Origin of the sequence: Dysgonomonas sp. HGC4 (assembly GCF_001261715.1) — a bacterium.
Lineage (GTDB): Bacteria > Bacteroidota > Bacteroidia > Bacteroidales > Dysgonomonadaceae > Dysgonomonas_A.
This window is the reverse complement of record NZ_CVRU01000049.1, coordinates 12,593-33,523: the sequence shown is the minus strand read 5'-3', so window position 1 is coordinate 33,523 and position 20,931 is coordinate 12,593. Positions and strand designations below refer to the sequence as shown.

Annotated in this window: 22 protein-coding genes; 4 read left to right on the top strand and 18 right to left on the bottom strand. The window is 35.9% G+C overall.

The window, feature by feature from the left end; genetic code table 11:
- Positions 1–37: 37 nt before the first annotated feature.
- Positions 38–1,021, bottom strand: coding sequence for a hypothetical protein (locus HGC4_RS04345; protein ID WP_050708901.1), 984 nt, complete (start codon positions 1,019–1,021; stop codon positions 38–40).
- Between the two features lie 172 nt (positions 1,022–1,193).
- On the opposite strand from HGC4_RS04345, the gene HGC4_RS04340 reads away from it, so the two are divergent.
- Complete coding sequence (locus HGC4_RS04340) at positions 1,194–2,087, top strand: helix-turn-helix domain-containing protein (protein WP_050708900.1); 894 nt, start codon at positions 1,194–1,196, stop codon at positions 2,085–2,087.
- A 259-nt stretch (positions 2,088–2,346) separates the two neighbouring features.
- Positions 2,347–3,705: a histidine--tRNA ligase gene (gene hisS, locus HGC4_RS04335; RefSeq protein ID WP_050708916.1), complete on the top strand. Its 1,359-nt coding sequence runs from the start codon at positions 2,347–2,349 to the stop codon at positions 3,703–3,705.
- Here the strand turns inward: hisS and HGC4_RS04330 are convergent.
- The 17 genes from HGC4_RS04330 to HGC4_RS04250 form a co-directional block, all read right to left on the bottom strand.
- Positions 3,689–4,150: a hypothetical protein gene (locus HGC4_RS04330; protein ID WP_050708899.1), complete on the bottom strand. Its 462-nt coding sequence runs from the start codon at positions 4,148–4,150 to the stop codon at positions 3,689–3,691. The genes hisS and HGC4_RS04330 overlap by 17 nt on opposite strands.
- A 46-nt stretch (positions 4,151–4,196) precedes the next feature.
- A complete protein-coding gene (locus HGC4_RS04325; RefSeq protein ID WP_050708898.1) occupies positions 4,197–5,081 on the bottom strand; it encodes a LysM peptidoglycan-binding domain-containing protein in 885 nt (294 codons plus the stop codon).
- Positions 5,078–5,329 carry an HU family DNA-binding protein gene (locus tag HGC4_RS04320; protein WP_157258122.1) on the bottom strand — a complete coding sequence of 84 codons (252 nt, stop codon included), beginning with the start codon at positions 5,327–5,329 and terminating at the stop codon, positions 5,078–5,080. The genes HGC4_RS04325 and HGC4_RS04320 overlap by 4 nt, the downstream gene beginning before the upstream one ends.
- 15 nt (positions 5,330–5,344) lie before the next feature.
- Complete coding sequence (locus HGC4_RS04315) at positions 5,345–5,626, bottom strand: hypothetical protein (RefSeq protein ID WP_050708896.1); 282 nt, start codon at positions 5,624–5,626, stop codon at positions 5,345–5,347.
- Positions 5,627–5,793: 167 nt separating this feature from the next.
- Positions 5,794–6,630, bottom strand: coding sequence for a phosphoribosyltransferase family protein (locus tag HGC4_RS04310; RefSeq protein ID WP_050708895.1), 837 nt, complete (start codon positions 6,628–6,630; stop codon positions 5,794–5,796).
- On the bottom strand, positions 6,608–7,285 hold the full coding sequence (locus tag HGC4_RS04305) for an HAD family hydrolase (protein WP_050708894.1): 678 nt from the start codon (positions 7,283–7,285) through the stop codon (positions 6,608–6,610). The genes HGC4_RS04310 and HGC4_RS04305 overlap by 23 nt, the downstream gene beginning before the upstream one ends.
- On the bottom strand, positions 7,285–8,784 hold the full coding sequence (locus HGC4_RS04300) for a helix-hairpin-helix domain-containing protein (RefSeq protein ID WP_050708893.1): 1,500 nt from the start codon (positions 8,782–8,784) through the stop codon (positions 7,285–7,287). Before HGC4_RS04300 ends, HGC4_RS04305 begins: the two co-directional genes overlap by 1 nt.
- A 2-nt stretch (positions 8,785–8,786) precedes the next feature.
- The gene (locus tag HGC4_RS04295; protein WP_050708892.1) at positions 8,787–10,331 is read right to left on the bottom strand and encodes a PP2C family serine/threonine-protein phosphatase; all 1,545 of its coding nucleotides are present in this window, start codon (positions 10,329–10,331) and stop codon (positions 8,787–8,789) included.
- Positions 10,332–10,381: 50 nt separating this feature from the next.
- Positions 10,382–11,446, bottom strand: coding sequence for a TerY-C metal binding domain-containing protein (locus HGC4_RS04290; protein WP_050708891.1), 1,065 nt, complete (start codon positions 11,444–11,446; stop codon positions 10,382–10,384).
- A 45-nt stretch (positions 11,447–11,491) separates the two neighbouring features.
- Positions 11,492–12,127, bottom strand: a complete 636-nt coding sequence (locus HGC4_RS04285) for a vWA domain-containing protein (protein ID WP_050708890.1) — start codon at positions 12,125–12,127, stop codon at positions 11,492–11,494.
- Positions 12,128–12,170: 43 nt separating this feature from the next.
- Positions 12,171–12,809, bottom strand: a complete 639-nt coding sequence (locus HGC4_RS04280) for a vWA domain-containing protein (protein ID WP_050708889.1) — start codon at positions 12,807–12,809, stop codon at positions 12,171–12,173.
- A 115-nt stretch (positions 12,810–12,924) separates the two neighbouring features.
- Positions 12,925–13,566 carry a vWA domain-containing protein gene (locus tag HGC4_RS04275; RefSeq protein ID WP_050708888.1) on the bottom strand — a complete coding sequence of 214 codons (642 nt, stop codon included), beginning with the start codon at positions 13,564–13,566 and terminating at the stop codon, positions 12,925–12,927.
- Between the two features lie 9 nt (positions 13,567–13,575).
- Positions 13,576–14,538: a hypothetical protein gene (locus tag HGC4_RS04270; protein WP_050708887.1), complete on the bottom strand. Its 963-nt coding sequence runs from the start codon at positions 14,536–14,538 to the stop codon at positions 13,576–13,578.
- A 97-nt stretch (positions 14,539–14,635) separates the two neighbouring features.
- Positions 14,636–15,733, bottom strand: coding sequence for a toxic anion resistance protein (locus HGC4_RS04265; RefSeq protein WP_050708886.1), 1,098 nt, complete (start codon positions 15,731–15,733; stop codon positions 14,636–14,638).
- A 228-nt stretch (positions 15,734–15,961) separates the two neighbouring features.
- A complete protein-coding gene (locus HGC4_RS04260; RefSeq protein WP_050708885.1) occupies positions 15,962–16,648 on the bottom strand; it encodes a TerD family protein in 687 nt (228 codons plus the stop codon).
- 84 nt (positions 16,649–16,732) lie between these two features.
- A complete protein-coding gene (locus tag HGC4_RS04255; RefSeq protein WP_050708884.1) occupies positions 16,733–17,287 on the bottom strand; it encodes a TerD family protein in 555 nt (184 codons plus the stop codon).
- Between the two features lie 55 nt (positions 17,288–17,342).
- Positions 17,343–17,897 carry a TerD family protein gene (locus tag HGC4_RS04250; protein WP_050708883.1) on the bottom strand — a complete coding sequence of 185 codons (555 nt, stop codon included), beginning with the start codon at positions 17,895–17,897 and terminating at the stop codon, positions 17,343–17,345.
- Positions 17,898–18,160: 263 nt separating this feature from the next.
- Between HGC4_RS04250 and HGC4_RS04245 the strand changes: the two genes are divergently transcribed.
- A complete protein-coding gene (locus tag HGC4_RS04245) occupies positions 18,161–19,897 on the top strand; it encodes a thiamine pyrophosphate-dependent enzyme (protein WP_050708882.1) in 1,737 nt (578 codons plus the stop codon).
- A 48-nt stretch (positions 19,898–19,945) separates the two neighbouring features.
- Complete coding sequence (locus HGC4_RS04240; protein ID WP_050708881.1) at positions 19,946–20,896, top strand: aldo/keto reductase; 951 nt, start codon at positions 19,946–19,948, stop codon at positions 20,894–20,896.
- Positions 20,897–20,931 lie beyond the last annotated feature (35 nt).

The following is a 20,931-nucleotide window of genomic DNA, read 5'->3' as shown; positions in this document are numbered from 1 at the left end:
TGATACGTGAAATGATATTTAATTCTATAGATTTTTTTTATTTAAATAAATTATAAGAGAATCCAACATTAACGAAAGGAGTCATTGGTTGTTTAAATTTTACATAAGGATCTCCATCTATGCCTTTGCGGTTTGTACCGTAAAGACCTCCATTTATAAGGGCTGATCCTCCACCGCGAGCAATCAGATAGAAGTGTTTATTTATAATATACTCATAGACAATTTCGGGCTTAATAGTTGCTCTATTAAAAAATGAAACTTCTGGAACATTCTCCATTCTCGATTCCATATAGAAATGTTCACTGCTCAATGAAGCACCTGCAGAAAAACGATGATTATTATGCTGGTAGCGTAGATAAGACCTGCTCGGTAAAGTTATGTCAACACTGAGGTTTGGATTAAACTCGTGCCAATAAGTGATTATAGGTATCACAGGTATCTTTTCATAGAGTGTGGTTCCGTATAAACCAACGCTAAAGCTGGTAGTTGGAGATTGTTTAAATACCATTATAGCCGAAAACAGACCTTGTGCTTTTCCAAAACCTTTATGCCATCCGTCACCAAGCGCACTAGCAATCAGTATTAAAGGTTTGCCTACAGCTTTTGTACGGTAAGTTCCGGTAACAGATCCTTCATAATAATTATAACCATCTTCATTTTTCGAGAATATAGCTGATTCGTTTCCATTTATTTTGTTGTTTGCTTCAAACTGATAAGAATTGAATTGTCCGTTTGCATATAATGAGAAGTTTTTAAGAAGTAAAACGGGAACTGTTGCTGAGAACTTGACAGTGTTTATTGATCTAAATTTTCCGTTTTCTATTTCCTTTCCATTTTGCATCAATGTATAACCATGATCAGGGGTTGTTTCCCAATATAAATTGAATGTACGGACTTCGGAGAAGTTACGTGCAACGAAGCTTCTTACTCCCCGGGTTAGACTGTCTGTTGATATTTGTGCGGTACTGGTGGTTGCGAGTGTTGTTAGCAGTATTATTAAAGAGATTGCCGATCGTTTCATTGAATTTTATAGATTATTTAATAGTAGATACTTTTTAATTTTCTGTGAGACAAAGTTCGTATTTACTCATTCTCAAATCTGTCACAAAGAGCTGTAATAATATCCAAAAGGTCGAGTATTGAGATGGAAAGAGGAATAATTAAGTATATTTGATATCTTAAAAGTTGTTTTTGTGAAAGACGAGATTAAGGATATAAAAACAAAGACTATTTTGAATCATTCATCTGCAAATTCATTGTCAGATAAATTTTTCATTTTTAATAGTTATACAGAAAATGAGCAAGGTTCTAGCCGTTTGGTTGTAACAGATTTCCCTGTCAGATTAGATATTAGTGTTGTTATAATCTGTGAAGAAGGTTCGTTGAAAATCAATATAGGTTACGATACTTATGTAATCCATAAAAACGATTTTATAATTATACATCCGGAGAAAGTATCTCAGGTAATGGAAATAAGTGACGATTTCAGGGCTAAAATTATATGCTTGAAACCTGGTTTTTTTGATTTTAGTAACGATCAATACAGTTTCAATCTGCAGAATATGTTGAGAGAATATCCTTGCCATTCTTTGCCACTTTCGAAGATGGAACTGTTTTCCATTCTGTTCAGTTATATCGAGAGCGTAATTGAGGATGAGAATAATATATATCGTAAGCAGATTGTATATAATTATTTGAGTGTAATGGTCTGCGAAGTTTCAAATCTATTATTAATAGAGAACGAGAATAACAACAAGAATACGTTAAATGCAAGTGAGAAGGTTTTCCGTAAGTTTGTAAAAGATATTGAAACAAATTTTCAGAAAGAAAGGGCTATAGGGTTTTATGCTGCCAAAGCATATCTTACTCCTAAATATTTTTCTACTTTAATATTTAAATTAACGGGGAAGCATGCAAAAGAATGGATAGATGAATATACTATTCTCGAAGCTAAGGCTATGCTAAAATCAACCTATGCAAATATTCAACAAATAAGCTATGATCTAAATTTTGCCACCCCATCTCATTTTGGTCGATATTTTAAACATCATGTAGGTGTTTCTCCTCTCCAATATAGGAATGAGTAACAGCTGTTTATTTTTTTTTGAATATAAATGGCTTGAAAGACTCTGAATGGAAAGTAAAAGTCTACTGAAATGAGCATATCTTTGCCTTTATAACCTTATTAGTCTCTCATCTGTTACTTTTCATATATTAGTGTGGATTTTAGTACTCTCCCTCTAATAAAACTATTCTAAGATTATATCTTTTTATATACCTTTGCATAAATAGCTTTATACATATGTATGTGTATAGCTATTAAAGCTAACTTAATTAATGAAATTGATGCAAAAACCTTCTATAGTTAAAGGAACAAGAGATTTCTCTCCCGAAGAGATGGCTAAGAGAAACTACATCTTCGATACAATACGAGAAGTATATAAACTGTTTGGATATAAACAAATAGAAACTCCTGCAATGGAAAGCCTTTCTACTTTGATGGGTAAATACGGAGAAGAAGGAGATAAGCTACTGTTTAAGATTTTAAATTCAGGAGATTATTTGTCAGGTATATCTGAAGACGAGCTGATTGCCAAAAACTCGAATCGCCTGACTACTAAAATATCGGAAAAAGGATTACGTTACGATCTTACAGTACCTTTTGCCCGTTATGTGGTGATGCATCGTAATGAAATAACATTTCCTTTCAAACGTTATCAGATACAGCCGGTATGGCGTGCCGACCGTCCTCAAAAAGGGCGTTACCGCGAGTTTTTCCAATGCGATGCTGATGTGGTAGGTTCTGATTCACTGATCAATGAAGTAGAGCTAATCCAAATAATAGATGAGGTGTTTAATCGTCTTAAAATAAGGGTTTGCACTAAAATAAATAATCGTAAGATACTATCGGGTATTGCTCAGATAATTGGTGAACCAGAAAAGATTGTAGATATTACAGTTGCTATTGATAAGCTTGATAAAATTGGCTTGGAAAAGGTAAATGAAGAATTACAGTCTAAAGGTATATCTGCCGAAGCAATAGAGAAATTACAGCCGATAATTCTTTTAGAAGGAGATAATGTTTCTAAGCTTGCGACTTTAAAAAACAGTTTGTCAGCTTCAGAAATAGGACTAAAGGGTGTTGAAGAGATTGAGTTTATCTTGAATAAAATCAAGCTACTTAATATTCGTTCAGAAGTAGAGTTAGATTTGACTCTAGCTCGAGGTTTGAATTATTATACAGGCGCTATTATCGAAGTAAAGGCTTTGGATGTTCAGATAGGTAGTATTACCGGTGGTGGTCGCTATGACAATCTAACAGGTATTTTTGGTTTACCTAATGTATCGGGAGTTGGTATCTCGTTTGGTGCAGATAGAATTTTTGATGTACTAAATCAATTAGAGCTCTATCCCGAAGATTCTACAACAAGTACGAAGGTATTGTTCGTTAATTTTGGTGCTGCTGAAGAAGATTATATCTTGCCTATTATAGGGAAGTTCAGACAAAACGGTATTGCGGCTGAAATTTATCCTGAAGCTGCAAAGATGAAGAAACAAATGTCTTATGCAGATTCAAATAAAATTCCTTATGTAATTATTGTAGGGGAGGATGAAATGAGAGAACAAAAGTTAACACTCAAAAATATGCAATCAGGAGATCAACAATTGTTGAGCGTCGAAGATTGTCTTAAATTGGGTCTATAACACTATTAAGGATGCTGTCAGCAAGATCTTTAGTTATCCTAACGCTGGCAGTATCATTAGTATTAAGTAATTCATCGGAAAGACGTGGTATTCTAAGCACTACATCTCTACCCATATTTAGGGGATTTACTATTACATCTTTGTTTTCTATATATATGTAAGGCCAGAAGATTTCACTTTTATAAAAAGTAGAGGAGATACTATTTATACTTACATTGTCTCTGTATATAATTATAGCCATATATTTGCTAGAGTCGCTATTCTCTAAGATACTATATTGAGCCGTTTCGTCAAGTGTAGGGTTTACCACCGCTTCCTCGTGAGAATATATCTTTAAATAATAATAACCTCCTGCCAGAACACACAAAACAACAAATAGTATAAATATATGTTTTGTGTTTGAATTTGTTCTTTTCTTCCTTCTCGATTTGCCAGATTTTCCCATCTTTGCTTGTGAAATTTAAATTATGAATGAAATATAAACTGTTCGATCATCGAATGCTTTTATAAATTTCATCACCAAGGGCTTGAACTGTAGATGCCTCATTGCCATTATGTAGATCTACAAGATCTACTGCGATTTTAGGAATTTTAGTAATAGATCCTGCTTGTATTATGAACTGATTGTTTACAATATTTTTATTCGCTTCAAAGATATAAGGCCAATAGATATCATTGCCGTAATACGTTCTTGCAATATATTGTAGTGATACATCAGATTCAGGGATTATTATTCGGCTGTAATTAATCGTATCAGTATTATCCATCTCTTTGAAGGTTATATTGTTCATAACCTTCTCTTTAGGTTTAATTGAAGAACCAGAGAGAATGATGTAGCCAATTCCTAATACCGCTAAGATAATTAAGGTGATGATACAGGTCTTAACTAAGTTCGATTTACGATGATTAGTTGGGGTAACTACTCTGTTTCTATTTGTATTTCTCTCAGAATCGAGGAAATTTCTGATAACAATAGCGTCAGCCTCATCCTGTGGATCTTGTGGAATTGAAACTTTACTCTCAACTTCCTTCTCTTCTGTCATGATGTTCTCTTCAAGAGAAGATGTTGGTTCTAACTCAGTATCTGTTCCTCGGGTATCGGAGTATCTGTTTTCAGCTTCTCTGCTGATGTGAGATAAATCTATAGAGTTATCTATGGGAGTATTGCTTCCCAGATATAAAATGCGGTGAGAGTCACCACTCTTTATTATTCTGAAAATCCCCAATCCATCAACTTTTATATGAGAATCTACTATAATAGATTTTTCTATTTCGATGAATAGCTGACTGATAAATGCCTCCACAACACTCTCATCTAATAGAGTTTGCTGAGCAATAATTCGATTTAATTCCAATTGATCTGTCTGCTTATTCATTTCCTTTTGGTATTTATACGCTCAAGAAGCCTTTCGATAGGTTTAAAGAACGTCACCGATGTAGGTTCCGTCTTTTTTCTCCAAAATGAGCCGAAATCAGGAACCTCAATAGTCTGTCCTTCATCAAGTATGGCGTACATATTTGACAGGGTAGAGACATAGAGATTATGCACATCTTTTTCAGATATGTCTATTCCCTTTGCTTTCAGGTTATTCCTAATGTTATCACACAATTTGGACTCGTCCATAATCATTTAATTATATTATCTGCTAGATAAGAAGTTGATTTCTTTCTCTATAAATGCTACGTCTTCAGTATCTATACGTTCAAGTATGCTATTAAGAATTTCAACCGTAGGATTCAAATAATTGATGTAGTACTCATCATATGTTTCATCCATTAAACCCTCTTTATCGTGAAGATTTTGTACTGAGTTCTTATAGTTTCTAGCAACATTTGACATGTCTTCTCTAAATACTTCTAAAGTTTCTTTCAGTTTTACTAATAACTCCTTCTGATAATTATAGGACGTTCTGCTTGCCATTTTTTGTTTTTTTATTATAAGTTATATTTTGAATCTCCTAGTTGCTGCAAAATTAAAAATAAAATCGGCATAAATGAAGAAAGAACAGAGATTAATCCTTTTTTAATTAAATTAATTTCCGTTAAATTCAAGAACCAATTTTTTCTAATACGTAATTAATTAGGTGTTTAGCTAAATTTGATTAACATATTGATGTTCTTCAGGTAGCTTTCAAATTTAAAATATTCATTTCCTATTGCGTTATGCAATATATCTCTCTTGAAATCAGGTGTTTGCCTGCTGATGAATGTCTCAAATTTGTCCGAATCTGCATTCAATATATATTTAACAACTCGAGTGTTGAATACGAATTTTTCATTTTTAATGATCCAGTCAACTTTCTCCAAGTCTTTAACAAAATAGTTGTTCAAATAGTTCTCGAATTTTGGAGAAATATTTGAATTAATTAATTCTGCAAAATACAGCATGTAGCAATCGTTAGATATCTGTGCATCATTCAGCATTTTAAGGATAATACGTTCATGTGTACCCGTTATTTTTATATCATCAAGAAATAGTAGCTGCTTATTTTTAATATATTCTTTATCTATATGAAAACTATCTCCACTGATTAAGTTGTAGCGATCTTCTGCCGACATTTCGCCATAGTCTTCACGATAAGTAACTGTTCTATTTATTTTAGTCTCTTGTACGATCGGGTATCCGTTTTTATACAGGAACAGATTTAGCTTCTCCACAAAAAAAACTTTCATAAAAAAAGAGGCTGTCGGAATATACGAATATGCGCTAGGCAAAACTACAATTTGTTTACCATCGTAATGATCCTTGAAACAGTTTTCAATGAATTGTTCAGCTAAGAGGTAACCAAATTCTTTAGCAATATTGATTGCCCCGTATTTAAATTTGGAGTAATCGTCGGGAGAGAAACCAAATTGATTTTCATTTTCAATTAGAAATCCACTGAAATGGGTAATGTTGCCCTTATAATTTTGTTCTGATGTCATTAATCGTATAATTAGGATCTGTAATTAGTAAGGCATTAAATCCGAAGTTTTTTGCTCCTTGATAGTCGGCTTTGGGATTGTCCCCAATATGTAAAACTTCTTCTTTGGATGCATTGATATGATTGTACACATGTTGGAAAAAATGAGATGAAGGCTTAGATGCATCTATTTCGTCCGAGAAAATCAGAAAATCGAAGTATTCAATAATACCAAGATCAGCTAATGTCATTCGAAGAGTCTCACCTTCAATAAAACCCGTATTGCTTGATAGGTTTAATATATATCCATCATTGTTGAGCTGTGAAAGTATTTGAGGAATATTGTCATTCATAAATACTGGGCGATACTCTAAAAACAAAGTATCAGCTTGCTCTCTTAGCTTTATTGCCGCCTCTAGGGTAACTTCTTTACTTTTGGGAACCAATCTTTGTAGAAGCTCCTTATACATCTTATTTGCTGACAATTTTTTTCCGCTAATCATATTATAACGATCAAAAACATTGTCAACAGAACGTATAAAACCATCTATCTCTTTTGGCGATATAGTCTTTATGTTGAATGTATCTGAAATAAGCTCGGCACGCTTTAGTTTGAATTCTGGATGAGATCTGATAAGTGTCATCCAAAGGTCGAACGAAATATTTTTTATATTCATTAGTTGTTTACCATTTGTACGACAATCAATCGCCCTCCGTTCTCTTTCGAAAGGAGTATTTGTTTATTGTCGGTTAACTCTACGGCTTCTCCAATATCTATCTTTTTGCCCTCGGTTTTGTCTTCGAGATCGTTTAAACGTTGGTTTATGAGTAACCATTTGTTTTGATGAAAAACAAAGTAAGCTACGGGCTTTTTCTGATCGTCTGTCAATTTTTCATTTGGCCAGATATTTCTATTAACGTGCCACATATAGAGGTATTGGTTATTATAGACCATCAAGCGGTAATTATCAGGGGTGAATGTCCCCTCGTGGCGTGATGAATATAGGTTGAGGACTGGTAATTGTCCTTTATAATCAGTTCCACAAAATGGGCATTTAGGCTTTCGGCTGTTGTCGAATACGAACCATTTGTGCCAGCATTTAGAGTTCTGACAAGGCTGCAAGAGGTCTACTGTTTTAAGTAAAGCATCCTCCCATTCGTTGGCTGTGGGGCGTGCTTGAGGGTTATGCAGCCCATCTATAAAGGCTCTGTCAAATAGTTCTTTTAAATAAGGACCACATACCGTGTAAGGTATTTTGGTGGGGTCGGCTTGTGGCAGTTGGCTTGCTTGTAATTGAGCAGATTTAACTCTGTTAGAATCGTCTGTCGGATGCTCAATAAACAAAGCTTTTTCACCCATCGATAACTCTTCATCTTTGCCCGAATCCAAATCGTGCACTTTTCCTCCTCGCAAAGGGTGGCGATATAGTAAATACATATACACCATTACTGCAAGTGCATGCCTGTCTGTGGTGATGCTTGGCAGCTTGCGATTAGGGTCATCTATTTTAAGATGCTTAGTTGCTATTACCTCAGGAGCAATGAAATCGGGTGTACCCAATACATCGGGCGGAAATTTTCCGGGAACTACAAGACCATCAATATCAATAATGGCTGCCCTGCCTGATGTGGGGTCTACCAAAACGTTTTTATATGAAAGATCGGAGTGAGCCAATCCTGCCGAGTGCATGCGCTTAACAGCTCTGCTAATGCGAATACAGATTTGCAAGTATTTAAACCAATCGCCTCTTTCTTCGGGAGTTAAGAATCTATTTTGATTTTTTGCCGAAGCAAACCATTTACCTTCTTTTTCGCGACCTTTTATTCCTAAGAAGTCATTGTTTACCGAGCCATATTTAAAAAAGAAACAAGGTTGATAGGTGGGACAAACCAACCCTAATTTTCCGTTGTGTTCAACAATTTTTGTAGGCCAGCAATATAAGTCCTGCCAATAATCGCCACCTTCTTGTTGGAAGATGCGTTCGCGATAGATACCTGTTATATTCTGTAATCGATCTTTAGCGTTGAAGTCTTGCTTGTCTCTGAAAAAACCAACTACATACGACTTGTCGGGACTGAAATAAACATCTTTCATTCCTCCCGAACCTATTATTTTATCAACAAACTGAACGGTAGAACCATCAGTTGCTTTTATTGTTATGATTTTATCGCTCATTATTAGTAAAGTATTGCTATCGTTCTGTCATCGTGATTACCTTGTGACCAGAAATCTAACCATTGTAATAATTGCTCTGCCGAATTTTCGTTGTCGTCAGTCAGATCAACAGACGAGGTAATATCCTCCCAAAGCTTATTCCATTTTTCTATTCGGTTTAAGTTGGCATCTGTCTCAAATTTGGGATCGGTAATGCCATCTGACATAAGTATCAATGCCGTGAAATCTTCTACAATTTCGAAGCGGAGACGTTTATATATTTCAGTTGGTTGCATTATTTCGGGCATGGTAAGAAAACGGGTTTGACCTGCAAATTCGCCTCCATCGGGTTCTCCCATAATTTTCAGGTATTGAGTTTCTTTATTATAGATGCCAATACCTCCATCACCCACCCAAAAAGCAGCAACGAACCATCCAAATTTGAATTTTTTAGAAACAGTCACAAGTAAAGTAGTCGCATAATCCTTTAATTGATTCTCTTTGTCTTGAGCCTCTTTTTCTATATTCTTGTATGCTTTGAAAACAGCCGAACCTATAATATTATATAGAGCATCTCCTAGTTTTTTTCGCTTAACATCGGAGCTGTCTTTTTCAAAATCCTTGATCAGCTCGTCAGCTTCTTTATTGTATTTACTGAATTGGGTATTGCATATATCCGATACCGTTTGGCATGCAATAAGTGAGCCTTGTCGCGAATACTTGGCAGAACCTGCACCGTCGGCAACAGTCATTATGTACCATCCTTCTTCGTCTTGATGTGTAATGCTGAAATCATCATCGCGAGGTGTGCCTTCGTGAGCGTGCGATCGTCCTCGTTGGCTTGCTGCAACAATATCTTTCTGCTCCTTCTTTCCTAAGCCAAAAATTCCTTTTGTCTTTTCGACCTTTACATATTTACAATCTGAGTCGGGCTTGTAATATTCGATACTGGTTGGAGTAGGGATATTATTCCATAATGAACGGGGATCGGGATTGATAATAAGTGTGATTGGTCGCTCAAAAATAGGATCGCCTTCAGCCCATTCACTACGTTTACATTTTAGTATAATGCGATGATCTCCTGCTTTATTGGGTATTCCCTCAATAAGATCGGTTAAAGGATTAAATTTCAATCCTATTTCTTCTAATCCTACTAATTCAAAATCTCCAATATCTGCAATATCGAAAACGGTAATGTCGAATAAACATTGATAAGCTTGATTCACTTTCCCGTTTTGTAGTTGTATATGCTTGCTTTTCAACTTTCGGTCAAGATCATTGTCTTTTGAATCTGTGTATTGATTATTTACCGTTTGACGAGCTTTTGTTTCCTCATCTTCGGGAATGTTGGGTATCATCGCCATATTTATATCGTTATCAGGGTTATCTGAAATACAGTTTTCATTATTAATAATATCTTCCTCTACCGGCGAACAGTCTGTTTTTAGGAACACTTCCCATTCTTGTAAAAGAAATTCTCTGATTTCTTCCCTTTCAAAAAACTCAGCGAGTTTTTCTTTATCTTCGGGCTGAATGTTCAGATAAGCTATGATCTTTTCAAAATCCATATTGTATCAAATTTTACCACATTTTCCAGTGGAATCATGTTAAGGATTTCTTATCCTCGTGTACGTCCTATATCCATACCTCCGTTCGAGCCTTTAAACGACACTTGAATGCCGCACCAAGGGCAATGGCTCATAGGCTCGTCACCTACGCACATAATGCTTCCACACATGCAAAGGCCAATGGCAATCTGGTTGCTGCAACAAGGGCAGGATGGAAATCCTACAAGTTCATCGGTGTTTATTTTGCTTCCACTTAAGTTGCCGTTAGCGTATCCGTCTACCATATCGAAGTACGAATTGTCAATAGGGTAGGCTCCTACAAATTTGAATTTATGACCTCCTACTCTTGTGAAATGAGAGAAATCGTTAGAGCCTATTCGTTTTTGATATTTCAAGAGATAGGGTTGAGAGGTTGTTTGGCATTTCCCTAGAATGACCGCGAAATTTTCATCCACTTTTATTGGAGCGCTCATTTCCATTTCTATCTTGCTGAGTATATCTTCTGAGAAAGGTGCTAGTTTCAAATCATCGCTACTCAAGTCGCTAATGCTCATGCTTGTTGTTTTTATAGAAGCTGTTACCCATTTAAAGAAAGCCTTAAATGATACCTCATCAGTATCTTTCAGTTTAAGTACATTATCTGTTATTTGGGTTAATATGCTTGTATCCATATTGTCGCCAATAGAAATAGCGATCATATTTGCTCCTTTGCGATACTTTTCACCCCATCTGCTAAAAGCAGCATCAGTTAAATCAGTTGGGGCTCCATCGGTAAATAGAAAGATTATGGGTTTCCAGTCTCCTTTGGCTTCCAATGTTGTTCTCTTTACAGAAACGTCGATGTCATTCATCAGGAAGTTCATCGCATTACCTAAAGAGGTACCTCCGCCAATAGGTAACTTGGGAGGGTAGAAATTATATAATTCCTCCATCGAATTTAGCTTTTTAGCTTTACCAGCAAAAGCTATAATGGAGACACAAACAGTTTCGAGTGCATAAGGGTCGGTACGAAGTTCTTTTATGATGGCTTCCATTCCCGATTGTACATGTTGAAGCGGTTCCCCAATCATAGATTCAGAAACATCAATTAAAAAGTATATAGGTAGTCGTCTCATAGGTGTGTTGTGAATAGAATCTTCAATATTAAAAAGGATATAACCTTAAATAACTGTATGAATTTCGGGAGGGGGAGGAGGTAGTGCAATATCATTGCTTGTACCTACACTTCTGTTCCCTACGCTTACTGATGCCGATACCCACTTGAAGAATTGACGAAATGTTGAACTGTCAGTAGTATCCAAAGAATATACTTGATTAGTGAGAGCTAATAATGGTTTAGTATCAGCTTTTACACCTGCTGCACATGCTATGATACTTGCAAAGTTACGTTTCTTAACTTCGGGTATCATCTGATTATATTTTTGTAGATCAGAAGGTTTACCGTCAGTCATAATGAAGAGCAAAGGCATCCAGTCTCCTTTTTCGTCAGAGGTACTTAGTTTTACTTCCAAGTCGACCTTTTTGCATAATACTTCTAAAGCTTCCCCTAAATGAGTGGGTCCCGATTCGGGAGTAACTATTTCGGGTAATTGCAGGTTTTCGAGTTCAGTAAGAGGTAGTATCTGTTTTACTTCTCTATCGAAAGTAATAATACTTATGAAAACCGATTCAAGAGCAAACGGATCTTGTCTAAGGCTCGAAACCATAGATTCTAATCCTACTTTTACGGACTCGATGGGCTCGCCTTTCATCGATCCCGACGTATCTAATAATAAATATACTGGTAATCTTCTCATAACATTTCTTATATCTTAAGGGCTTAGACCTTTAATGAATAATTTATAGTACAATATTTACTTCGGGTGGAGGTGGCGGAAGCTCGCTCAATCCTGAAATTTCTTGTCCACCTGATTCAATTTTCTGGCTTCCAAGACTTATGGATGCTGATACCCATTTGAAGAATGCTTTAATGGTTCCACTATCGGCATTATCCAATTGTACTACTGTTTCTGTAATTTGTTTTAATATAGAGGTATTGGCATTCTGTCCTGCTGCACAGGCGATAACCATACCATATTTATGTTTTTTGAATTCGTTCAATCCCTTTTGCCAATCATCAGTAGGAGCACCATCTGTCATTAAAAAAATCAATGGCTTCCAATCTCCTTTGTCCTTAACTGTTGTTTTTTGAACCTCACTATCTACCGTTTTTGCCAATACGCTCAAAGCTTCTCCAAGAGCAGTTGTTCCATTTGCTTTGAGGTCTGGCATCTGAAACATCGATAACTCGGTTAAAGGCACAACCTGTTTTACAGAAGAATCAAAAGTGATGATACTCAAGTATGCAGTTTCTAATGCGTATGGGTCTTGACGTAAGGTTGATATAAGAACCTGTACACCGTTTTTTAGAGCTTCAATAGGCTCTCCATGCATCGATCCAGATGTATCTAAAACTAAGTAAACGGGTAATCTTCTCATGCTATTTAGGTTTTATGTTTGTTTCAAGTAATTTCAACTATTTAATGCAATAGTTTTTTTAAGATAGCTAACTCAGGCTTCTATAGTTGCCAAAGCAACAAAAAGAGCTGAGAGCTCAAAGAATATTTATATCGGGTGGGGGTGGAGGTAATTCGTCCAGACTAGATAGTTCGAGAGTATCTCCGTTACTTTCGACCCTCACAGAGGTTGTTCCGATAGAAGATGACATCCATAAAAAGAAGCGAGACATGCTATCCTCATCTGCCTTTTCGAGGCTGATAACATGCGGAGTTATCTGCTTCAATACGGAAGTATCAGCCTGACTTCCTGCTGCACAAGCAACGGTGTATGCTGTTTTGCAGGTTGCAAAATAAGCGGCTCCTTTCTTCCAGTCGTCAATTGGAACACCATCGGTCATAATAAATACAATAGGTTTCCAGTCACCTTTTTCTTTCATCGTATTTCTTTTGATTTCCGAATTTATTCTATCTGTAACCAATCTAAGAGCAGCACCAAGTGCGGTTTGTCCCGTAGCTTTCAGTTCGGTCATCTGAAATGATCCCAAATCGGTCAATGGAATTAGTACTTGTGCTGTATTACTGAATGTGATGATACTTATGTATACGCTTTCTATTGCCTGCGGATTTTGTCGCAGAGCCCTTATCATAGTATCGATTCCTTTTATTAAGGCTTCAATAGGCTCACCTTTCATTGAGGCTGAGGTGTCCAAAAGCAGATATACAGGAAGTCGTCTCATATTATATCGTTATATCATTTTTGTTTCGATCATCGTTCTTAGCGTATTAGCTTGAATATCTATATTCTCTAAGTCTGCCAGAAAATCGAGTTCGGTTATCCTTTTCAGGTTTTCATCCAGAAGTAATGAAATGTCAGAATCTATATGTCGCAGATTGAACTTTATATCTTTTTCTAGCTGACGGTTTTTCTGCATCAACTCCTTTATAGATCGTTCTTTCTTGGATGACTCACTTTCCCACTCTTTGTAAGGGAATACATTTATATCACAAGGCAGAAAATTATTCTTAGTTGGTTGAAAAGAAAAATAACTTTCTTCACCCCAAATCTTATAAATTTCCATCAATGTATTATTGATCCTTATCCCAAAACAGAATTGAACCTTATAGCTCTTCTTGACAAGATCGGTCAATAGTTTTTTGTCAATAGCACCGAATGTATTTCTATAAGCATCCGAATGATTATATGCTGTCAATGAAGTCAACAATTGAGGATCAGCATCAAAGAAATAATCCTTGTAATATTTAAGACTAAAAGCATTAATGTTGTCAGTGTAAGGGTATTCTGACGATTGAGATGATAATGCTTTATGCAGATTGTAGATAGATCGGGTGATGCGTTGAGCCTGTTGTAACTTTTCAGCCTCAAATCCTCCTTCTTGAGTAATTGCTTGTTTTAATTTTGCAATCATGTCAGAATTAAGCTCTATCTCATTTTCCATCATATTTACAACACGTTCATTCTTCTTTCTGATTTTCTCGAGAAGGTCTATAAGCGTGGATGTAAACTGTATATGATATAATTCGAGCTTATTAATATCAATGTCGGGGTTCTCTTCAAAGAGTTTATGAATGACCTGACTTTGCAGATAAATTTTCATGATTACAGGATCCTCAAAAAAAGTAATGAGGTCGTATAATCTCTGAATTATTTTATCCGAAGCATCTAATATTTCGGTTCTGTAATCGGTCATTTAAAATGGGGTACTTTCAACTTTTATCAGGTATATTTCCTCTATAATTATTTTGGCAATATACCTGTTAAAGGATGAATCAAGGTCTCAGACCTTATTAACGAACTCCCTGAACGTTTTTTCTAAGTTCAGTTTCTAATGTTTGCAATTCTTTATCTAACACTTGTCGGTTACGCATACCTTCTTCGTGTATTTTCTTCACCTCGTCTAATGTGCTGATAAGCGATTGAGTTGTTTTCTTCAATGTATCGATAGATACTACCGTATTTTCGTTTTCGCGAGCTACTTCAATACTATTTTGACGAAGCAGTTCGGCATTCTTTTCTAATATAGTGTTAGTGGTTTCGGCAACCTTGCGTTGCATTTCCACATTTGCTTTTTGTCGGTATAAAGCGACTGCAATAGTCAACTGATTTTTCCAAACAGGTATTGTTGTCGAAATAATAGATTGAGCTTTGTCTGCAATAGCGGTATTGTTGTTTTGTACGACACGTATTTGAGCTAGCGATTGCATCATTACGTAGCGGATAATTTTCATATCGGCAAGGCGTTTGTCGAGACGCATGATGTATTCTCTAAGATCCGAAATCTCGTAATCTTTATAGTTTGCAGGGTTGCCTTCCATCTCAGCCAATTTTACTTGTAGCTCTTGGAATTTAAGTTGTCCTGCAATAATAAGCTGTTCTATTTGTTTAATGTACTCAACATTGTTGTCGAACATTGTTTGTAAAGCAGTATTGTCTTTCAAAGAATTGATACGACCTGCTTTAATTTTATTTGATATTTTGTCAACATTAGAAATAACAGTGTCGTATTTCTGGAATATTCTTTTTACGTTGACAACCATATTTTTCAATAAAGGAATCTTGCTCAAAAAGGCTTTGAATCCACTTTGATTTAATTCATCTACATCTATATAGTTAAGTTCGGTAAGAAGATCACTGATATGTGTACCAACTTCTCCAGAGTTGAATGTTCTGACCGAGCTTAGAAAATCATTACTGTATTTTTCCATGGTCGATTGTAAATCGGCTCCATAATTTAGAACTGAGTTTACATCTGTTACTACTAAGCTTTTATTTAGCTCAGACAATCTGCTGATTTCGTTTTGACCTAGTTTCTCCAGATTTATATTTCCTTGATTGTCTATTCTCTGAAGAGAGGGCGTCGGGATGTTATTATTAGTAGTATCCATATTATGTTTATTATTTAAAATATCAGTAATGTTTTAAGGTCACAGACCTATTTTATTGTTTTAGCAAGAAATTACACGCTTGTATAATTCTAAAATATGTCAATCAAAATTTTATGATTTGGCAAATTAATAAAAAGGTCTTAAACCTTAAAAATCCTTTTTGCTAAAATGTAATCTTGATAAAGATACACAAAAGCAAAAAGGATAAAAATATATTATGCTTAAAAATTATTTAGCATAGTTTTGAGAGATGCGTTGGATAGTTTGTCCAAGGAATACATCTTCGAATGCATCACCAATCGCATTAAATTTCCAATCATCACCTTTCTTGTAAAGTTCTCCCATGATAAGAGCTTTCTTCCCTCTGTATTGAGGTTCAGAAACCACATTATATTCAGCATATACGCTGTCTACTTTAGCAGGAGTACCTTCGTACATTCTGATTTTAGCGTAAGGAACTTGTGAGAAATCTTCTTCACCTACACTGTTCAAAAAGAAGAAAATACGGTGAATGTTAGTTCCTAATTTAGAAAGATCGACAGTGATAATCTCATTATCAAGACCGTCATCACCACCTTTATCACCTTCCAGATCATCTCCAGTGTGACGCATAGCTCCTGTAATTGAAACTAATTTACCTGCATTTAAACCAAATTGTGCAAGAAGTTCGGGTCTGTATAATGGAGAATATAGGTGGTCTACTAAGTTACCATTTTCATCATACATAGCACAACTTAAATCTAAGTCTACATCCTTAGTTTTAGTTACTGTTTTTTTTCCAAAACCAAGAAAACCGCCTTCTTCGGCTTGATATTCAATAGCACCCCAGTTTACGCCCACACAAAACTGTACAAGTTTTGCGCCTGAACTTTTCTCTAGGTTTATACGCTGACCTTTCTGTAAATTAATTGCCATAGTAGTATTTTATTAATGTGGATTTAATTATTTAATGACATCCCTATGTATCAGTATGAGACAAGATAGGTTTGTGATTTAGTATTAGTTATATTTTTGTAGATAATCTGCTAGACCACCTTTTTGACCTACACCCACAGCTTCGAACTTCCATTCGCCATTGCGTTTATATAAACGACCAAATTCTACGGCTGTTTCTATCGAAAAGTCTTCTTCCAATTCGTATTTTAAAAGCTCTTCGTTATTTTCAGGATTGTAGATTCTCACAAAAGAGTTGCGTACTTGACCAAAGTTTTGTTTGCGGTTCTCTGCGTCATGAATCGTTACAACGAAACAGATCTCGGTTGCTTTTGAATCTATTTTAGAAAGGTCTATTTTTACTGATTCATCATCGCCATCACCTGCACCAGTCAAGTTATCTCCTGTATGTTCTACCGACCCGTCTGGCGATTTTAGGTTATTATAGAAAATGAAAAAATCATCAGTGAGAATCTTTTTATTGTCGCCAAGGACAAAAACAGAGCAATCCAAGTCAAAATCGCCACCTGTGCTCGAAGAATTTGTGTCCCATCCAAGACCTACAACAAATCTGGGTAACTTTACCTCTGTACGTTGTCCTTTTTCTAAATTTATAGCCATATCGTTATTTCTTGTTTAATTTAAATTGTAGAAATATTTATATAGGTCTGTGACCTTAAACAAATTTATTAACGAAATATTCAAGACCACCTTTGTATCCGATACCCATTGCTTCGAATTTCCATTCGCCATTACGTTTGTATAAGCGGCCAAATTCTACAGCTGTTTCAATAGAGAAATCTTCATCCAATTCGTATTTGGCAATTTCTTCATTTGTTTGAGCATTATATATGCGGATAAACGAGTTACGAACTTGTCCAAAATTTTGTTTACGTGTTTCGTAATCGTGAATCGTTACAGTGAAAACTATTTCTTGTATTTTAGGATCAACCTTAGTCAAATCTACAGTAATAGTTTCATCATCACCATCGCTATTACCACCTGTTAAGTCATCACCAGAAGACTCAACTGCACCATCCGGTGATTTTGGATTATTATAGAATACGAAGAAATCGTCAGATGGAAGCTTTTTGTTATCACCTACCATGAAGGCTGATGCATCCAAATCGAAATCAAATCCGGTACTTTCGTTAGGATCCCATCCTAGTCCAACACCTACTTTAGATAAACCGATCTCGATTCTTTGTCCTTTTGTTAAATTAATTGCCATGTCGCTAATGTATTTATTTCGTTAAATTTATAGTCAAAAACTTACTCTTAGACAAGGAGCTAATACTCACAAAGATAATAATTCCTTTGAAATTCTAAATTTCTGAATTAAAAGAATAGCGAACTATTTTGTAATATTCTTTAATAAAGAAAGCTTTCCTTTGATTTGTTAATAAAGTTAAAATCGTCGCTTACTAACTATCCGAAACTTACTTTTGAGTGTTTATAATAGATTATAGTGGATACAAATTTTAAATAGAAACTATGGCAAAGAAAGTAGCAGACCAATTAATCGAAACGATTTACGAAGCAGGTATCAAGCATATTTATGCAGTAACAGGAGATAGCCTTAACGAAGTAAATGATGCAGTAAGAACCCATGATACAGTAAAGTGGGTACATGTTCGTCATGAAGAAGTAGGTGCTTATGCAGCTCTGGCAGAAGCAGAATTAAATGGTATTGGATGTTGTGCCGGAAGTAGTGGTCCGGGGCATGTGCATTTGATAAATGGACTATATGATGCTCATAGAAGTAATGCCTCGGTGTTGGCAATAGCTTCTACATGTGCAACATCGGAGTTCGGAATGTCTTATTTTCAGGAAACAAATACTATAAAACTATTTGACGATTGTAGCGGATATAATCAAATAGCTACAACACCCGTTCAGTTTTCTCGTATGTTACAGGCTGCATTGCAGCATACGGTTCATAAAAAAGAAGTTGCTGTTTTGGGTTTACCTGGAGATATTGCCGCAGGTAATGCAGCCGAAAGTCCAACGACAGTTAATCTTTTACCATCAAAAGGAATATATCGTCCTCATAATTCGGAACTGAAAGCTTTGGCTGAATTGATAAATTCGACAGAAAAAGTAACTATATATTGTGGAATAGGAGCAAAGGGTGCTCATGATGAAGTAGTACAATTGGCTTCGCTTACTAAATCTCCGGTGGGATATAGTTTTAGGGGTAAAATGGCAGTTCAATACGATAACCCTTACGAAGTAGGTATGACCGGTTTGTTAGGCTTACCTTCAGCATACGCTGCTATGCACGATGCAGATCTGTTGATTTTATTAGGGACAGATTTTCCTTACCAAACCTTTATGCCCGAAAAATGTAAGATAGTCCAAGTAGATGTACGTCCCGAACGTATTGGTCGTCGTGCAAAAGTAGATGTGGCTTTGGGCGGTAATGTAAAAGATACTTTGGAAGCTTTACTTCCTTTGATTAACGAAAAATCGAATGACGATTTTTTGAAAACTCAGCTTAAAGTATATGCCAAAGTAAAAGAACATTTGGCGATGGCTGCCGACAGATCGGGCAGTGAAGATACAATTGCTCCCGAGTATCTGGCAACGGTAATCGATAAGCTTGCAAACAAAGATGCTATTTTTACAGTAGACACAGGTATGTGTTGCGTATGGGGTGCTCGTTATTTGCAGGCTACAGGCGAACGCGAAATGTTGGGCTCATTCAGTCACGGCTCTATGGCCAATGCAATGCCTATGGCAATAGGTGCTGCTTTTGCTCGCCCCGATCAGCAGGTGATAGCTTTTTGCGGAGATGGAGGTCTTTCTATGATGATGGGCGATTTGGCTACAATTGTTCAATATAAACTACCTATCAAATTGGTGGTTTTTGACAACAGATCGTTAGGAATGGTAAAACTCGAAATGGAAGTTGCTGGTTTACCCGATTATGAAACAGATATGTTCAATCCCGATTTTGCGGCAATAGCTACCGCTATGGGAATGCAATCGTTCAGAGTAAATGAGCCTTCTAAAGTAGAAGAAACTTTAAAAGAAGCATTTGCTTTTGCAGGTCCTGTTTTGATTTCGGTGCAAACAGATCCAAATGCGTTGGCAATGCCTCCTAAATTGGAATTGTCTCAAATGACAGGCTTTGCGAAGTCTATGACAAAATTGATATTGTCAGGACGAGTAGATGAGGTGTGGGATACCGCCAAGAGTAATTTAAAGCATTGGCGTGATGTTCTTTAAAATTAGTTGATTTTTAATATTATATAATGCTTTAAAAATATAGATATTATGGGATTAAAGAGAAAAATAGGAAAATCAGATTTAGAAGTTGTACCATTTGCTCTAGGTGGTAATGTTTTCGGATGGACAGCTGATGAAAAAGAATCGTTCAATATATTAGATAAATATGCTGATGCAGGCTTTGATTTTATCGATACGGCAGATATATATTCGGCATGGGTTCCCGGAAATAAAGGAGGAGAGTCTGAAACTATTATTGGTAAGTGGCTGAAAAAATCAGGTAAAAGAAAGCAATTTACAATTGCCACCAAGGTAGGTGCTCAAATTTCGGAGACTCACAGAGGATTAAAGAAAGCATATATATTGAGTGAAGTTGAGGAATCTTTGAAAAGACTTCAAACGGATCATATCGATTTGTATTTCACCCATTATGATGATCTGTCAACGCCTCTTGAAGAAACTTTGGAAGCTTATGCTCAATTGGTAAAAGAGGGTAAAGTACGCTATATTGCAACCTCTAATATGACTCCTGCCCGTATTCGCGAATCAATAGAGGTGAGCCGAAAGAATAATTTCCCTGAATATGTATGTCTGCAACCTGAGTATAACTTGTATGACCGAAATCAATATGAGACAAAGTATGAAGATTTGGCAAAAGAATATCATCTAGGTGTAGTTAGTTATTATTCATTGGCAAGTGGTTTTTTGACAGGTAAGTATAACTCAATTGAAGATATTGCACATAGTAATAGAAAAGAACAATTGAAAAATTATATCAATGATAGAGGACAGAATATTCTGACCGCTTTACATGAAGTGGCAAAAGAATATAATGCAACACCTGCTCAAATTGCTTTGGCTTGGTTACTGGCACGTCCGTCTGTAACTGCACCTATTGCAAGTGTATCTAAAGCAAGTCAGTTGGATATTCTTAAATCAGTAGATATTAATTTAAGAAAAGAAGCTCTTGAAAAACTAAATTCAGTAAGCAAAGTATAATCGAATTTAATAAGAATAAAATAGGAGAGAAGTCC

Excerpts from the sequence above, each read along its gene's own strand:
- HGC4_RS04290 (WP_050708891.1), bottom strand. The coding sequence starts at position 11,446 with ATGAGACGACTACCTATATACTTTTTAATTGATGTTTCTGAATCTATG.
- HGC4_RS04285 (WP_050708890.1), bottom strand. The coding sequence starts at position 12,127 with ATGAGAAGATTACCAGTATATTTATTATTAGATACGTCGGGATCGATG.
- HGC4_RS04270 (WP_050708887.1), bottom strand. The coding sequence starts at position 14,538 with ATGACCGATTACAGAACCGAAATATTAGATGCTTCGGATAAAATAATT.
- HGC4_RS04240 (WP_050708881.1), top strand. The coding sequence starts at position 19,946 with ATGGGATTAAAGAGAAAAATAGGAAAATCAGATTTAGAAGTTGTACCA.
- HGC4_RS04280 (WP_050708889.1), bottom strand. The coding sequence starts at position 12,809 with ATGAGAAGATTACCCGTTTACTTAGTTTTAGATACATCTGGATCGATG.
- HGC4_RS04305 (WP_050708894.1), bottom strand. The coding sequence starts at position 7,285 with ATGAATATAAAAAATATTTCGTTCGACCTTTGGATGACACTTATCAGA.
- HGC4_RS04265 (WP_050708886.1), bottom strand. The coding sequence starts at position 15,733 with ATGGATACTACTAATAATAACATCCCGACGCCCTCTCTTCAGAGAATA.
- HGC4_RS04255 (WP_050708884.1), bottom strand. The coding sequence starts at position 17,287 with ATGGCTATAAATTTAGAAAAAGGACAACGTACAGAGGTAAAGTTACCC.
- HGC4_RS04275 (WP_050708888.1), bottom strand. The coding sequence starts at position 13,566 with ATGAGACGACTTCCTGTATATCTGCTTTTGGACACCTCAGCCTCAATG.
- HGC4_RS04315 (WP_050708896.1), bottom strand. The coding sequence starts at position 5,626 with ATGGCAAGCAGAACGTCCTATAATTATCAGAAGGAGTTATTAGTAAAA.
- HGC4_RS04295 (WP_050708892.1), bottom strand. The coding sequence starts at position 10,331 with ATGGATTTTGAAAAGATCATAGCTTATCTGAACATTCAGCCCGAAGAT.
- HGC4_RS04325 (WP_050708898.1), bottom strand. The coding sequence starts at position 5,081 with ATGAATAAGCAGACAGATCAATTGGAATTAAATCGAATTATTGCTCAG.
- hisS (WP_050708916.1), top strand. The coding sequence starts at position 2,347 with ATGCAAAAACCTTCTATAGTTAAAGGAACAAGAGATTTCTCTCCCGAA.
- HGC4_RS04250 (WP_050708883.1), bottom strand. The coding sequence starts at position 17,897 with ATGGCAATTAATTTAACAAAAGGACAAAGAATCGAGATCGGTTTATCT.
- HGC4_RS04320 (WP_157258122.1), bottom strand. The coding sequence starts at position 5,329 with ATGGACGAGTCCAAATTGTGTGATAACATTAGGAATAACCTGAAAGCA.
- HGC4_RS04345 (WP_050708901.1), bottom strand. The coding sequence starts at position 1,021 with ATGAAACGATCGGCAATCTCTTTAATAATACTGCTAACAACACTCGCA.
- HGC4_RS04300 (WP_050708893.1), bottom strand. The coding sequence starts at position 8,784 with ATGAGCGATAAAATCATAACAATAAAAGCAACTGATGGTTCTACCGTT.
- HGC4_RS04330 (WP_050708899.1), bottom strand. The coding sequence starts at position 4,150 with ATGGGAAAATCTGGCAAATCGAGAAGGAAGAAAAGAACAAATTCAAAC.
- HGC4_RS04260 (WP_050708885.1), bottom strand. The coding sequence starts at position 16,648 with ATGGCAATTAATTTACAGAAAGGTCAGCGTATAAACCTAGAGAAAAGT.
- HGC4_RS04310 (WP_050708895.1), bottom strand. The coding sequence starts at position 6,630 with ATGACATCAGAACAAAATTATAAGGGCAACATTACCCATTTCAGTGGA.
- HGC4_RS04245 (WP_050708882.1), top strand. The coding sequence starts at position 18,161 with ATGGCAAAGAAAGTAGCAGACCAATTAATCGAAACGATTTACGAAGCA.